General features: G+C 38.1%; 16 protein-coding genes. 6 read left to right on the forward strand and 10 right to left on the reverse strand.

Annotated elements, in window-relative coordinates; all coding sequences use genetic code 11:
• Positions 1–147: 147 nt before the first annotated feature.
• Positions 148–348, forward strand: a complete 201-nt coding sequence (locus tag DVJ99_RS13470; protein ID WP_114603712.1) for an IS3 family transposase — start codon at positions 148–150, stop codon at positions 346–348.
• A gap of 205 nt (positions 349–553) precedes the next feature.
• Here DVJ99_RS13470 and DVJ99_RS07160 read toward each other — a convergent pair whose 3' ends face one another.
• Positions 554–1,063 carry a YjcG family protein gene (locus tag DVJ99_RS07160; RefSeq protein WP_105993715.1) on the reverse strand — a complete coding sequence of 170 codons (510 nt, stop codon included), beginning with the start codon at positions 1,061–1,063 and terminating at the stop codon, positions 554–556.
• Positions 1,064–1,159: 96 nt separating this feature from the next.
• Positions 1,160–1,894 carry an esterase family protein gene (locus DVJ99_RS07165; RefSeq protein ID WP_114603713.1) on the reverse strand — a complete coding sequence of 245 codons (735 nt, stop codon included), beginning with the start codon at positions 1,892–1,894 and terminating at the stop codon, positions 1,160–1,162.
• Positions 1,895–2,198: 304 nt separating this feature from the next.
• Between DVJ99_RS07165 and DVJ99_RS07170 the strand changes: the two genes are divergently transcribed.
• Positions 2,199–3,830 (forward strand): alanine/glycine:cation symporter family protein, encoded by a 1,632-nt coding sequence (locus DVJ99_RS07170; protein WP_114603714.1) that lies wholly within the window; start codon positions 2,199–2,201, stop codon positions 3,828–3,830.
• A 160-nt stretch (positions 3,831–3,990) separates the two neighbouring features.
• Complete coding sequence (cozEa, locus tag DVJ99_RS07175; RefSeq protein ID WP_105993712.1) at positions 3,991–5,076, forward strand: lipoteichoic acid biosynthesis protein CozEa; 1,086 nt, start codon at positions 3,991–3,993, stop codon at positions 5,074–5,076.
• Positions 5,077–5,176: 100 nt separating this feature from the next.
• Here the strand turns inward: cozEa and DVJ99_RS07180 are convergent, their stop codons facing one another.
• The 8 genes from DVJ99_RS07180 to DVJ99_RS07215 all read right to left on the reverse strand — a co-directional run bounded on the left by DVJ99_RS07180 (position 5,177) and on the right by DVJ99_RS07215 (position 13,461).
• Positions 5,177–6,412, reverse strand: coding sequence for an MFS transporter (locus tag DVJ99_RS07180; protein WP_114603715.1), 1,236 nt, complete (start codon positions 6,410–6,412; stop codon positions 5,177–5,179).
• Between the two features lie 167 nt (positions 6,413–6,579).
• Positions 6,580–7,350, reverse strand: a complete 771-nt coding sequence (fabI, locus tag DVJ99_RS07185) for an enoyl-ACP reductase FabI (RefSeq protein WP_105993710.1) — start codon at positions 7,348–7,350, stop codon at positions 6,580–6,582.
• A gap of 148 nt (positions 7,351–7,498) precedes the next feature.
• On the reverse strand, positions 7,499–9,355 hold the full coding sequence (locus tag DVJ99_RS07190) for a monovalent cation:proton antiporter family protein (RefSeq protein WP_114603716.1): 1,857 nt from the start codon (positions 9,353–9,355) through the stop codon (positions 7,499–7,501).
• Positions 9,356–9,365: 10 nt separating this feature from the next.
• On the reverse strand, positions 9,366–10,748 hold the full coding sequence (gene mgtE, locus DVJ99_RS07195) for a magnesium transporter (RefSeq protein WP_105993708.1): 1,383 nt from the start codon (positions 10,746–10,748) through the stop codon (positions 9,366–9,368).
• A gap of 17 nt (positions 10,749–10,765) precedes the next feature.
• A complete protein-coding gene (locus tag DVJ99_RS07200; protein ID WP_114603717.1) occupies positions 10,766–11,647 on the reverse strand; it encodes an RluA family pseudouridine synthase in 882 nt (293 codons plus the stop codon).
• Positions 11,644–12,453, reverse strand: coding sequence for an NAD kinase (locus DVJ99_RS07205; protein WP_114603718.1), 810 nt, complete (start codon positions 12,451–12,453; stop codon positions 11,644–11,646). Before DVJ99_RS07205 ends, DVJ99_RS07200 begins: the two co-directional genes overlap by 4 nt.
• Positions 12,454–12,461: 8 nt before the next feature.
• Positions 12,462–13,097, reverse strand: coding sequence for a GTP diphosphokinase (yjbM, locus tag DVJ99_RS07210; protein ID WP_114603719.1), 636 nt, complete (start codon positions 13,095–13,097; stop codon positions 12,462–12,464).
• Positions 13,098–13,113: 16 nt separating this feature from the next.
• Positions 13,114–13,461, reverse strand: a complete 348-nt coding sequence (locus DVJ99_RS07215; protein ID WP_114603720.1) for a UPF0738 family protein — start codon at positions 13,459–13,461, stop codon at positions 13,114–13,116.
• Between the two features lie 152 nt (positions 13,462–13,613).
• Here DVJ99_RS07215 and DVJ99_RS07220 point away from each other — a divergent pair, with 152 nt between their 5' ends.
• From DVJ99_RS07220 to yjbH, 3 genes are all read left to right on the forward strand, one after another.
• Complete coding sequence (locus tag DVJ99_RS07220) at positions 13,614–14,186, forward strand: CYTH domain-containing protein (RefSeq protein WP_114603721.1); 573 nt, start codon at positions 13,614–13,616, stop codon at positions 14,184–14,186.
• Positions 14,187–14,288: 102 nt separating this feature from the next.
• On the forward strand, positions 14,289–14,660 hold the full coding sequence (locus DVJ99_RS07225; protein ID WP_105993703.1) for a truncated hemoglobin YjbI: 372 nt from the start codon (positions 14,289–14,291) through the stop codon (positions 14,658–14,660).
• Between the two features lie 15 nt (positions 14,661–14,675).
• A complete protein-coding gene (yjbH, locus tag DVJ99_RS07230) occupies positions 14,676–15,461 on the forward strand; it encodes a protease adaptor protein YjbH (protein WP_105993702.1) in 786 nt (261 codons plus the stop codon).
• The last annotated feature ends 117 nt before the right edge of the window (positions 15,462–15,578 follow it).

Consider the following 15,578-nt stretch of genomic DNA (forward strand, 5'->3'; position numbering starts at 1 on the left):
TTAGAATGTGCTTTGTCATCTTTAAATCAGGCTATTAAAAATATACCTGAATTAAATTATCGAACTACAGTACATTCTGATCAAGGTTGGCATTACCAGTATAAAGCGTAGGTAAAAGAGCTCAAAGCTAATCATATATTTCAAAGTATGTCTCGTAAAAGTAACTGTTATGATAATTCCTTTGGACTATTGAAACAAGAGATGTTTTATGGAGAAGAATTTAGTTCTTATGAAGAGTTGGAATTAGAAATACACAAATATATCAATTACTATAATAACGTAAGAAGAAAAGTAAATTTAAAAGGCAAGACTCCTGTTGAATACAGAAATCTTGCCTTAGGAAATTAGCTTAATCAAAAAGTTCAACTTTTTGGGTTCGCTACACACTTTCGGGGAAAGGTTGCCTTTTATCATATATGTATTTAAAAGCAAGAGGTTAAGACATTGAAGATAATGATAGTGAATACTTAATCTATCGCTGCCCTCATATGCACAATGTCTCAGCCTCGTACTTTTCTTGTATGAACTACATCACGTCTAATACGGATGCGTATTATTTAAAATTGAATGTGTCGATTTCCACCCATTTTTCTTCTTCATCGTCGTATTTCATCAATGTTAATGCACTGATTGTTTCTTCATAGTCAATACCTGCCAGTTTAACTTGGCCGAAGATATCTTCGAATTCTTGGCTTGTTAAACCTTGAGCAATTGTAAAATGCGGAACAAATGAATGTTCTGGTTGGCCATGGAAATCACCGTTGTTGAAACGATCATTCAATTCTTCTAATTCTGGTGTTTTTTCAACTTTGAAATAAATCACATTATTCACAGGCGCAAAGTTAGAAGCTTTTGTCGCATGAATGTATAGTGGTTCAATACCTTCGATACGTGATTTGATTTCTTCTTTTACTTTATCTAAATCTCCTTCTTCAACCTCAAATGAATCTTTGATTGTGATATGAGGCGGAATTTGTGCATAGCGTTCGTCATAGCGTTTACGATATGCATCAATTTTTTCACGGAACGTTTTTGATGGAATTAATGCTAACCCTAAAATCATTTGAATTCCTCCTTAATTGAACTATATGGCCATTATAGCAAATATTGAATGAAATCGTTACCAAAAACCGAAACTTTACAGAATTAACTGAATAATCTATTCTGCCAAGAAATATAATAATAAAGGTTCCATTAATTTTTTCCAGTGTTTCCAGCGATGTCCCCCATCAAACTCTTCATAATGATGTGTGACTTGAAGCTGTTCGAATAATGCTTTAAGTTCTCTATTCGGTGTTAAGAAATCTGCACGTTCGCCTGTTGTCGGCAGCGCAAAATCAATTTCTTCTTTACCGACTGCATGCCATACATTCAATTGATCAATAAATTGGCAGCGGTTTGCGAGCAAGTCCACTACTTCATTGAACATCGGACTGAACATGCCGACTTGATTAAACAAGCGCGGATAAGATAACGCAGTCATCAATGCAATCGAACCCGCTAGGCTGTCCCCTAATAAAATACGTCCGCTTGCGACTTTAAAAGTCGGGAAAGTTTTATCAATATAAGGCAGAATTTCTTGTCCCATTGCCTTCACTGTTAATGGCGAACGGCTGCCGTCAGGTGAAAATTCTTCTCTGCGTTTATCTACCGTTTCATAATGGAATCCGATAATAATGGCACGTTCGACTTCTTCATTTTTTCTTAAACGTTCATAGGCACGGTGGATTTGTCCAAAACGAAAGAAATCCAAGCCGTCAAAACAAAAAACAACTTTATATTTAAACAACGGCGTGTAATTTTCAGGTAAATATATCGATAACGTAATATCACGTTCTAAGATATCACTGTGAAAAATAGTTTTATTAATAGTACCTGCTTTTAATTCTGTCACAATACTCTCTCCTCATTTTTGTCATATTTTCATTTTAACAATTTTTACACGGATTTGGTATTAACCCAGGTTCTATCTAAGTTCAATGCGTTATTCCGATTAATCTAATTAGGTTTTAATTATTAAATTCAATAATTAATTTTATTAAAACTGTTGCGCGGAATCTTTAGCCACAGTATAATTATAAAAAATCACTGTAACTTACGCATGTCGAAACACATACAGAAGTTGACTAGGACAGCTTATTTTTTAGGGGTAAAATGTAAGCGTTTTCTTTTGTTCGCTTCATAAGGGGGAAATCATTATGCTAGAAAGTTTTGTAGCTTGGTTTAATGAGGTTGTGTGGAGTAAACCGCTCGTTTATGGTTTATTGATTACTGGAATTTTATTTTCATTGATGATGAAATTCTTCCAAGTCAGGCATTTTAAAGAAATGATCCGACTGATGTTCCATGGGGAAAAATCACCTACTGGTATCTCAAGTTTCCAAGCCATTGCGCTCTCGTTAGCCGGGCGTGTCGGGACTGGTAACATTGTCGGTGTATCAACAGCTATCTTTATCGGGGGCCCCGGTGCAGTATTTTGGATGTGGATCACTGCATTCTTAGGGGCAAGCAGTGCATTTATCGAATCCACTTTAGGTCAAATCTTCAAACGTGAAGAAAAAGGCGAATACCGCGGCGGGCCTGCTTACTATATCGAATATGGTATTAAAGGCAAACTGGGTAAAATCTACGGCTTGATCTTTGCGGTTGTAACCGTTATTTCCGTTGGTTTATTGTTACCGGGTGTGCAGTCTAATGCGATTGCAAGCTCAATGAATAACGCTTTCCAAATTCCGAATTGGGTTATTGCGATTACCATCGCAGTTATCTTAGGTTTGATTATCTTCGGCGGTGTTAAATGGATCGCAAATGTAGCGACAGCTGTCGTACCATTTATGGCTATTCTTTATATCTTGATGGCAGTCTTTATTATTGTGATTAATATTCAAGCTGTTCCTGCCCTATTCGTGTTAATCTTCAAATCGGCTTTTGGGATGCAAGCCGCATTCGGCGGTATCTTCGGTGCGATGATTGAAATCGGTGTAAAACGTGGTTTATATTCTAACGAAGCTGGTCAAGGGACTGGACCGCACGCAGCTGCCGCTGCAGAAGTATCGCATCCGGCAAAACAAGGTTTGGTTCAAGCATTCTCAGTATATGTCGATACATTATTCGTATGTACTGCGACAGCTTTAATCATTTTAATCTCAGGTACTTACAACACAACTAATGGTGAAGTAGGACCTGGCGGTATTCCGAAATTAATTAAAGATAATGGTATTTTTGTGCAAAGCGCGGACGGTACAAAAGATTATTCAGGTACTGCCATGTATGCACAAGCAGGTATCGATAAAGCCCTTCAAGGCGGAAGCTATCACTTTGATCCTGCTTTCTCAGGCTTTGGTTCTTACTTCATTGCGATTGCGTTATTCTTCTTTGCCTTTACAACAATACTTGCCTATTACTACATCGCAGAAACAAACATTGCCTATATGACACGAAACAGTTCTGTCTTCACTTCAAAAATCTGGATTAATGTTGCGCGAATTGCATTAATCTTTGCGGCATTCTATGGTTCGATTAAAACTGCAGATGTAGCTTGGAGTATGGGCGACTTAGGTGTAGGTATGATGGCATGGCTCAATATTATCGCAATCTGGATTCTGCATCGACCAGCAGTAGATGCCTTAAAAGACTATGAATTCCAAATGAAGAAAAAAGGTTCCGGGAACTTTGCGATTTATCACCCAGATCCTAAAAAATTACCAAACGCAACTTTCTGGCTCGAAGACTATCCGAAACGTTTGAAAGAAGCACATATCAGCGAAGATGATGAAGATACGTCTGATGATCCGTCTATTCCTGTAAAAGGAAAACTGGAAGAGGTTTAAAAAATGATCAGAGAAGGTACTAAATAAGGTACTTTCTCTTTTCTTTTATTTTCACAAATATAATACATAATCGACATTTTCGTTAAAATTATTCCTTTTTCATCATTATGAAGTAAGCTATAATGATGTATAAGTCTATTTCTTTAGGAGGACGCAAACAATGCTGAATAAAGTATGGTTCCGAACGGGAATCATGTTAATTATATTATTTCTATTAATCAAATTGATAATGGAAGTACATGTAATATTTGAACCGTTCATTATTATTATTCAATCTGTGTTATTGCCATTTATCCTGAGCGGCTTCTTATTTTATGTCTTCTTACCGCTTCAAAAATTCTTAGAAAAACATAAAATACCGCGTTGGGGCAGTATTTCGATTATCTTCGTTATTTTAATCGGTTTGACTGCGACCGCAGTTACAGTGGTTGTGCCTTTAATCGCCAACCAAATCAATGGTTTAATCCAACAAGCACCGCAGCTTCAAAAAGAAGCACAAGGGATTGTAACCTATGCGCTTGATCAAATGGACAAATTGCCGAATGATGTTTCAGACCGTATCAATAAAGTCGTGAAATCATTTGGGGATAATGTGACAAATATCTTGTCTAACTCTATTTCGATCGTATCGCAAATTATCTCAACATTATTCTTATTAATCATGGTGCCGTTCTTCTTGATTTATATGCTGAAGGATCATGAAAAATTCATCCCTTCTATCGCAAAATTATTCAACGGCGACCGTAAAATCTTTGTGACTAACCTTTTAAAAGATGTTAACAATACGCTGCAATCTTACATTCAAGGTCAAGTAACAGTCAGTGTTATCTTAGGTATCATTCTTTATATCGGTTATACAATTATCGGTTTAGAATATACATTATTACTCGTCCTCTTTGCAGGTGTCGCAAATATGATTCCATTCTTAGGACCATGGATGTCCTTCTTACCAGCTGCAATTATCGGTATCATTCAAAGTCCCACAGCATTCATTTGGGTCTGTGTGGTCACGTTGATTGCACAACAATTAGAAGGTAACGTCATCACACCTAACGTCATGGGTAAATCATTAAGCATTCACCCATTAACTATCATCATTGTCATTTTAGCTGCAGGCAACTTAGGCGGTTTCGTCTTAATCTTAGTTGCAGTGCCATTATACGCAGTGATTAAAACAGTAGTTCGCAATGTATTTAAATATCGACAAGAGATTATGTTAAAAGCGAAAAGCGAAGTAAAAGATTAGTATGATAAATTATAAAAACGTTCTGTCCGCAAACTTTCATTTGCAGGCAGAACGTTTTTTGTGTTTTATTTGCTTTTATGTCCTAAATGGATTTTTGAACTTATTGATGTGTCGCATGTCTGCCTCTGAGCGGCATATTTCTAAGCGATAACATCATCACAAGTGAAATCATGTATAAGCATGCCAAGAAGACCATGGTTGCTGTCATGCCGTACGTGTCCATTAAGAAACCGATCGCAATCGGAGATAAGCCCCCTAATGCACGTCCAATATTAAAGATAACGTTATTTGCGGTACTTCTGATATGTGTCGGGTAATAACTGCTGATGACAGCGCCATAACCTGCAAACATACCGTTGACGAAGAAGCCGACAAGTGCACCGCCGATTAATAAAGCAATAGCACTTTGTGCAAATACATAGATAAAGACAGATGCTGCTGAAGCGATTAAGAAAATAGTATAGGAAAGTTTGGCACCGAAGCGGTCTAATATTTGTCCGAACGCAAACATGCCGATACTCATACCGATAATGGTACTGATAGTCCATAACGATGAGTTAGAGACACTTAAATTGTGCTGTTTCTGCAAAATCGAAGGCAGCCAGTTCATTAAGCCGAAGTAACCGGCTACTTGCACACTCGACATGATTGTAAGTGCAATGGTTGTATGTGCGATATGTTTTGTATTAAATAGCAGTCCAATCGGCGAATGGTCCTTCTTTTCTAATGTATGGTTTGCTTTAGATTGTTTCCATGATTCTGTTTCGTCTAAATTACGACGGATATAAAATGCAAGTATCACAGGAATGACACCGATTAAGAATAAGACTCTCCAGCCTAAATGCGGTAAAATAGCGGCCGCTAAGAGTGCCGCAATCAAAGCCCCGATTTGTCCTCCGATCGCAACTACAGATGACACACGTCCTAGTTTTTGTTTCTTAAATACTTCCGCTACTAAAGCCATTCCGATACCGAATTCACCGCCGCCGCCCATACCGGCGATAAAGCGTAAAATATATACCATGTATATATTATGTGCGACAGATAGCAGCGCTGTGGCTACCGCAAAGATAAAGATGGTGTACGTAAAGATGCGGATTCTGCCGTATTTATCCGCCAGTACGCCGAAAATAATGCCCCCGAATAACATTCCGAAGTTAGTAATTGATGCGATCAATCCCGCTTCAGCTGAAGAAATATGGAATTCATTAATAATACTAGACAATGCAAAGGCTAAAAACATAATATCCATATTTTCCAGACCGAAACCTAGCATAGATGATGCTAAAATCTTATTTGAATAGGATTGATCTTGTTGATGAATTTTCTCTGACACAATGTCCACCCACTTTGTGTATTTTCATTTTTTCAAATTTCCTGTCCTCTATCATACACTTGATTGAGACAAATGAATAGATGCACTGTTCATTTATTTTTGACTTTGCTTCAAAAAATCCCTTGCTTAACAATTTTGCTAAACAAGGGATTATCAATCGTCGTATCTTATTTAATTGCGTGGAAACCAGCATCAACGTGCAGATTTTCACCTGTCACACCGCTTGCTAAATCACTAAGTAAGAAAGCAGCTGCTTTACCTACTTCTTGTTTATCTACGTTGCGTTTTAATGGTGCGCGTTCTTCAACTTCTTTTAAGATTGTATTGAAACCGCCGACACCTTTTGCACTTAATGTACGGATAGGACCTGCAGAAATAGCATTCACACGAATGTTATCTTGGCCTAAATCTAATGCTAAGTAGCGGACATTCGCTTCTAAGCTTGCTTTAGCTACGCCCATCACATTGTAGTTAGGTACAGCATATTCGCCGCCTAAGTATGTTGTAGTCACGATGCTGCCGCCTTCAGGCATTAATTTTTTCGCTTCTCTTGAAACGAGTGTTAAAGAATAAGAACTGATGTCTTGTGCTAATAAGAAACCTTCTCTTGATGTATCAGAGAAGCGGCCGCGCAATTCTTCTACATTCGCAAATGCGATTGAGTGGAAGACGCCGTCGATATTGCCTACAGCTTCACCGATTGCTTTGAAACCATTCTCAACTTCTTCATCGCTTTGTACGTCGATTTGATAAGTTAAGTGTTCCTCTTGGTTTAATTGATCTACTAATTTATCTAATTCTTTTTTGCTGCGTTCTTTGCGGTATGTAAACACAAGTTTCGCGCCTAATTCATCTAATACTTGCGCTACACCAAAACCAATACTGCGTTTGTTCGCAACTCCCATAATGACATATGTTTTACCTTCTAAACTAAACATGAAAACGCTCCTTTAACTCTTATAATGATTCATTGATAGATTATTAGTTATTATAACATTTTTGTTTGCATTCGACTTGTTTCAGCCATTTCTAAAAGAAAAAAGAACGAAAGTCTCAGCATTCACTTCAACTTTCGTTCTTATTAAATTAAATCGGGCCGAGTGAATAATACTCTAATTCACGTTTTAATTCATCCACATATTCTTTAGAGCCCGTCACAATGAGACGATCACCATAGCGCAGCATTGTATCACCGTGCGGTACGATTGACTCATTATCACGTACAATACGTACGAAAATGATGTCCCCATCGAATGGGAAGTTGCGTAATTGAATATTGTCGAATTTGTAGTTAAGCATTTGAATTTCATAAAGAGAAGTTTCAACGTTGCTTAATAAGTTCAACATGTTCGGTGTTTCGATTAAGCCTGTCAGCAAGATCTTATTACTTAAGAAGCTGCTGAAGATTTCAACACCTTGTTTACGCAATTCTGCTTCTCTCTCTCCGCCTGCTTCAAAACGGCAAATCACACGATTGACACCATGTGCTTTTGCAAATTGTGCTACTTTATAGTTCAACTCATCTTCATTGGTTGAACACACGACAATATCGCTGTCAAAGAGACCGAGCTTTTCTAATAACGCTTCATCGTAATCCGCAATCTCAACTGTCGTAATATCATTCGATAAATTACGTTTATCACTTAAGTCTTTACGATAATATAACGTAATCGCATAAAGGTCAGACATTAAGTTCTGAGCAATCGGAATCGTCAATTGGTTCTTGCCGATCAAGCTGACATTAATACGGCGTGTCGCTTCATCAGGCATTGGGAACATTTTCTTAAATACAATCGGCACAAAGACACATGTAATCACTGCACTTAAAATCAAAATACCTGATATCTCAGCAGAGATCGTATGCAGCTGTTCTGCGATTTTCGCTGCTGCGATAACTAACGATAATGTCGACGTTAATAAGAACGCAGAAGAAATCGTAGTCTTTTGGTCGAACCAGCGTCTGATTGCATAAACCGGAATAATTTTAGACACTAAGAATGCAAAAATCAATACTGGAATAATAATCAGAATCGACGGTTCTTTGATAAGTGAAGGAATATTCAAATCTACACCTACCATGACGAAGAAGATTGGAATAAAGAAACCGTAACCGAATGAGTCCAGCTTCTCTACCATATCTTCATCCGGACGAAGCAGCGATACAATCACACCTGCTAAGAAGGCACCTAAAATATTTTCAGCACCTACTCCTTCAGCGAGCGCAACCAATAAAATAATCAGTGCAAAGACAGCACGGATACCAATCTGTGTCGTACCATCCATCAGCTTTTGAAGAAATTGTGCTTTCTTGAAAATACCGCCTAGGAAATAAAAGACGATGGTGAAAACAATCAAGATTGAAATCAACCATAATGTGCCGCCGCCTTTTGCGTTGATAGCTCCGTAAACAGTTAACAAAATCATAGTCACTAAATCAGCAAGTACCGCCGTCAGCAAAATAAACTGACCGATGGTTGTACGCATGATATTCATTTCCTTCAATGTCGGCACAACTACACCGAGAGAAATCGTCGAAATAATGATTACCATTAATAAGACATCATCAATTAAGCCGAACCATTTAAAGGCATAAGCTAAAATAATTGAAACAATCATAATTAATGAGAAGACGACTAATGATAACTGTAAATGGCTGGGTGCTTTCTTTTTGTTTTTGGATTTTTCTGATGTGTTCTCATCGCTTTTGAACGCATTGAAATCAATTTCCAAACCGCTTAAGAACATTAAGAAAATAAAACCGAGCGTCGATAAAATACTAAGTACATTGTCACGTTCGACTAAATGGAATCCGGATTGTCCGATGATTAATCCCATTAATATTTCAGCGACAACAACAGGCAAAAAATTAATATTAAGTCTGTTGACAATAATCGGCGTTAAGAACGCTGCCATGACAACGATGACGAGTGATACAAACTCCATGTGTCCCTCCTTATGTGAGATATGACATAAATGTTGTGGCTAAACCAAAGTATATTAACATACTAATAATATCATTAATTGTAGTGATAAATGGACCGCTGGCAACTGCAGGGTCGATTTTTAATTTATTCATAACCAGAGGAATAATTGAACCCATCAAAGTACCGACTGTCATCGCAATCGTCAAGCTTCCAGCAACAATCAGACCAAGCAGCGGTGTTTGATAAAGAATGACGATGATAGTAAAGAGTACCAACGCACATACTAAACCAGAAAGGAACCCCGCTCCTGCTTCTCTTGTTGTAATTTTGAATTTGCTTTGATTTTCAATTTCACCCGTAGAAATATTACGTACAGATACCGCTAATGATTGTGTACCTGAATTCCCGGACATCCCGCTGATAATCGGAATAAATGCTGCGAGTAATGCGACTTTTTCTAACGTTTCCTCAAAGGAACCTAAAATTGTCGCAGTAATCATACCTAAAAATGTTAAGATGAGCAGCCAAGGCAATCGCTTGGATGCAGTCTTAAAGATTGAATCGTTGGTAGAGTCAATGTCAGATACACCGGCTAAACCAGAGTAGTCTTCCAATGCCTCTTCATCCATAACATCTAAGATGTCATCGATTGTAATAATACCGAGCAAGTGGTCTTGATAATCCACAACCGGCAATGCGATAAAGTCATAGTCGCGCATAATCTGTGCGACATCTTCTTGGTCATCTGCGACGTTTACACTTACAACACGTTCGCTCATAATGTCTTCAATATATGCGTCGTTTTCTGCGACGATTAAATCACGCAGTGATAACACGCCGACCAGTTGTTTATCATCGTTGACCGCAAAGATGACATAAATCGTCTCTGCATCCGGCGCTTGTTCTTTGACTAACATCAACGCTTCTTTGACAGGCGTTGTAATTTTCAGCGAAATATACTCCGTTGTCATGATACCGCCGGCAGTATCTTCTTCATAATGTAACAATGCTTTGATTTCTTTAGCGTCTTCTTTATTCATCAACGCAAGCAATGTCGCAATTTTACTCTTATTTAAATGACTCATGATATCTACAGCGTTGTCATACGACATGTCTTCTAAAATGTGTGCCGCATAACTGGCTTTCATTTGGTCAAAGACATCATCATAGTCATCATCATCTAATTCTAATTGATCGAAGAAATCCGCAACCTCTTTCGGTGATAATAACTGATACATTTTGTGTCGGATATCATCGTCGCTGTCTTCGAAATACTCACTTTGTTCGTACGTATGCATAGATAAGAATTCTTCTCTGAAGGCATCTATATCATTTTCCAGCAATAAGTGATCAAGCAGCTCTTTATTATACACATCTTGATCATCTATATACTTTTCTTCATCTCTTGCCAATATGGCCCCCTCCTAACTTATTCTTTGTCGTTACTAAGTTGTCTAAAAAGGCGCTCAATTAAAGCATGCCTTGCTTCATCTTTTAATACAACATGCTTGTTTTCAACTGGATGCTTGAAACTTAAATCTGTACAAACAAGCGATTGGGCATCCGCTTTTTCATGATAACCGCCATAAAGGCTGTCACCGACAAGCGGATGTCCGATATATTGAAAATGCACACGGATTTGATGTGTGCGTCCTGTATGCAATTGTACACGGCACAAAGCATAATCTTGGTTTTGTGTGATTAAGGTATAACTTGTTTTCGCATATTTGCCCGCTTCGCTCACTTCACGATTAATAATACTGTCTGACGCTCTGGCAATCGGTGCGATAATTTCACCATGCGGTTCTACCTGGCCGAAACAGATACAATGATAAACCTTCTCCATCTCGACATCTGAGATTCTATGGTGAAAATGGCCATGTTTCGCAAACAGCACAATACCGCTCGTATTGCGATCAAGGCGTGTAATAATATGCGGTACAACCCACGGTTCTTGCTGGTTCGGGTTTAAATAAGCCAGCACTTGTTCGAGCAAACTTTCATGCGGATGCTCTCTCGACGGCGCACAATTTTGGTGCGGCGGTTTAGAAACTGCGATGTAGTAATCATCTTCATAAAGCGGTGTAATCGGCTTTACGAAACACTCTAAATTGACACTCGGCACCTCGCTCGGCAAGACCACTTCTAAATAATCGCCTTGTACCATTTGCTTTCTGACCGTTACAGGTGTGTCGTTAACAAGTAAAGCGCCACTTTGTTTAATGGCACTTATCATTTTCTTAGAATATTGATTTTCTTGTAAAAACGTTCGTAACAGTATCGGTGTTTCAATTATATATTGAAACTTCATGAATCTCTGCCGTCTGAAATGAACGAATCATGCACACGTTTCCAAAACGGAAATGGTCTGAATCGTGCAAAGCGTACATTTTGTTTCGCTACGCGATACTCAATACTCTCTACATTATGATGCTTTGTCGTCACGTGGTCGATAGAAGTCATAATGACCTTTTGATCGACCGGTGTAATCACACAATAGTGATGATCCGGCATAACAATAGGCGACCCTACTGTACGGAACACTCTATTATTGATAGAGGCAATTTCAGTTAACTGAATCGCACGTAAAGAAGGATGGATCAACGCGCCGCCTAATGCTTTGTTATAAGCGGTAGAACCAGATGGTGTTGAAATACACAAACCGTCTCCTCTGAATCTTTCAAAATGCTGACCGCGCAAGCTGACATCCGCAACCAAAGTCGTATTATCTTCAGTCTTCATAGTCGCTTCGTTTAATGCGATATGGTGTGACGGTGCTTTATCGTCGTTATAATTCACGATGATATCTATCAGCGGATATTCAATCACTTCATAATCACCATCAACGATTTCTTCAATCAGTTTATCTGATTCGTGCGGCAGCCAATCCGCATAAAACCCTAGATGTCCTGTATGTACACCTACAAAGGCAGTTTCAGAAACACGATGGCAATATTTGTGGAATGCTTCTAATAAAGTGCCGTCTCCGCCCACTGAAATTACGATTTCCGGTGTTGCGACATCTTTGACCATGTCCTTTTTCGTCATTTGTGCTTCCATGTTTTCTTGGATGCTGTTCGATTTGTAGTCTCCCTTTGATACGATATTATAACGCATAAAGCACCTCACTCTTGATTATGTTTTTTAGCACGTTTTTTTGAATAATAACGTTGCGCTTCTTGGATTTCATCTTTAATCTCAGACATTTCTTCATCTAATGAAAACGCTGCTTCAGCCGCATTTTCCAAACGTTTTTGAATTTCAGGAGGATAATCCCCATCATATTTATAGCGTAATGTATGTTCGATGGTTGCCCAGAAATTCATCGCCAATGTTCTGATTTGAATTTCCGCTAATATTGCACGCTGCCCATCCAGCGTTTCAATCGGATATTCTATAATGACATGATAAGAACGATAGCCGCTTTCTTTCGTATTATTGATATAATCCCTTTCTTCTACCACTTTGAAGTCTTTACGCTGTCTCAATAAATTCACGACAATTGCGATATCATCCACAAATTGGCACATGATACGTAATCCGGCAATATCATACATCTCTTCATGCAAACGATCGAATGATATTTCTCGTTCAGTGGCTTTTTCAATAATACTTGTTAAAGGTTTTACGCGGCCTGTGACGAATTCAATCGGCGACGCATCTGCTTCTAAATCATAGATTTTACGCAAACCCTTTAATTTAACTTTCAGTTCCTCGACTGCTTGTCTGTATGGTGCTAAAAATCGATCCCATTGATTCATTGCGTTTCACTCCGCTTCACTCTAGCTCAAACGTTTTTTCGACTTCTGCCACAAAATCCTTGCCGTAGTTTGAGTTCCCTTTGATATTGCTTAATATATAATCTAACTCTTGATCAAATTGTTCTAACTTCAAGTCATCATTAACATAGATAGCTTTCCCCTTATTTTCATGAAGCATCGACCATGTTTCTTGCACAAAGATAAGATAGGAATATGATTGTCCATCGTCAAGGATATGGGCAAACCCATAATTATCGCTATCGACCAGCATTTGCCCTGCTTCAGTCAATCCTTTTGTTGGTTTATCTGTATAGCAATAAATGCCATCATCTTTCACTTTAATTTCATTCACATAAATTCGCATAACCTAAATCCTCCTTGTGTTATTCCTACTTATTTTAACATATGTACATCACTCATAACACAACCTAAATCCCTTGGTCGTTCACCTGCAATTTGAAATACTTTCAAATAGATAACAAATCATCCATAATATATAAGCAAAGAGGTGAACCTATGGCTATTAACCAAGAAATTGAATATAAACAACTTTTGACGCGTGATGAATATGATGCATTGCGAAACGAATATTTTAATACATTAAAACCTTTTACGCAAAAAAATCACTATATTGATACACCTGATTTTGCGTTGGCAGAACATTTAATGGCACTGAGAATTCGTGAAATCAAAGATGATTACGAAATGACATTGAAAGTACCTGCCGAAGTAGGTTTAACAGAATACAACCACATCACGACAGTCATACCGAAACAAGACATGCATCTCTCACCAGAGCAGCTGCCGGATGATATCTTATCAGTCTTGCAAAATGCTGAAATTGATGTCGCACAGCTGTATGTCTTAGGTGCCTTAACGACACATCGCATGGAAACAGAAATAGAAGAAGGCTTACTTGTGCTGGATCACAGCGAATACCTTGGTACTGAAGACTTTGAGCTTGAATTTGAAGTAGAACAGCCTGAAGCAGGTTTGAAAAAATTCCAGCAAATCCTTCAAACGTTTAACATCGAATCCTATATTCCTAAAAATAAAGTCGCTCGCTTTTTTGAAGCGAAAAACAAATAATCAGTACACACAATTCGATAGCACTCGGTCAAAAGTCGTATTACTTTTAATTGTAAAAATTCATGTTATATTAGATATATATTAAAGAAACAGGGTGAGTATATGGCTTTGACACCTTATGAAGTAATAGGCCAAGAACGTTTATACAGCATGATCGATTACTTTTATTCACTAGTAGAACAAGATGATAGAATCAACCATCTCTTCCCTGGTGATTTCGCCGAAACCAGCCGCAAACAAAAACAGTTTCTCACACAGTTTTTAGGCGGCCCTTCTCTTTATACCGAAGAACATGGGCATCCTATGTTGAGAATGCGGCACATGGATTTTCGTATCACCCCTTATGAAAGAGATGCTTGGTTAGAAAATATGAATAAAGCGATTCAACATGCAGAACTGCCTGCAGGTGTTGATGAATACCTATATGAAAGACTGCGATTGACCGCAAATCATATGGTTAATTCTGAAAATTAATTGTAGGTGAATGAGATGTCTGAAGAATTAAAGTTAATATGTAATCATAGACAAGATGAAACCAACCTTTCACCTGTGAGCAAAATAGAAATATACTCTTTCTTCGATCCGTTTGATGAAGATTGTTTTAAACTGTCTGCCATCCTATCGAAGTTGCGCGTGGAATATAAACAATATATCCGTATTCGTCATATTTTAAACCCGTCGTTGCGTATTTTGACAAAGTGCCAAGCCCAAAGCAGTTCTGAAAGCGACAATATCGCTTTAGCGTATAAAGCAGCCGAATTGCAAGGCAGAGCACGTGCAGAACGTTTTATCCACTTGATGCAGAATGAAATTATCTCTAAACGAGATATTATTACTGAAACAATGATAGAAACTTCTGCTAAAAATGCAGGAATGGATTATGACGTCTTTAAAGAGGATTTAAAAAGCGGCAAGCTCACTGAAAGTCTCAAAGTCGATTTGCATATTGCACGTGAAATGGAAGTTGAACAAGCACCTTCACTCGTCTTTTTCAACGAAGATGTCACAGAAGAAGGATTAAAAGTCGAAGGCTTGTATCCTTATCATATTTACACATATATTATCAACGAGCTGATGGGAACACCTATTGAAAAAGAATTACCGCCGAAATTAGAAACCTATATTCAAGAGCAGCAATTCGTCACTTTAGAAGAACTGCTTACCATCTATGAATGGCCGGAAAAACTACTATTAAAAGAGTTGAAAAAGCTCGTTTTACAACAAAAAATAGAAAAACTCAGCAATCCGGATGGAGAGTTCTGGAAAGCGAAGTGAAATACATTTTTCCTTGCACTTGTCTTTGTAGTGAACCCCAAAAGTTGAACTTTTTGATTAAACTATTTTCCTAAGGCAAGATTTCTGTACTCAACAGGAGTCTTGCCTTTTAAATTT

The sequence above is a fragment of the Staphylococcus sp. EZ-P03 genome (assembly GCF_003344575.1).
Classification (GTDB): domain Bacteria; phylum Bacillota; class Bacilli; order Staphylococcales; family Staphylococcaceae; genus Staphylococcus; species Staphylococcus simulans_B.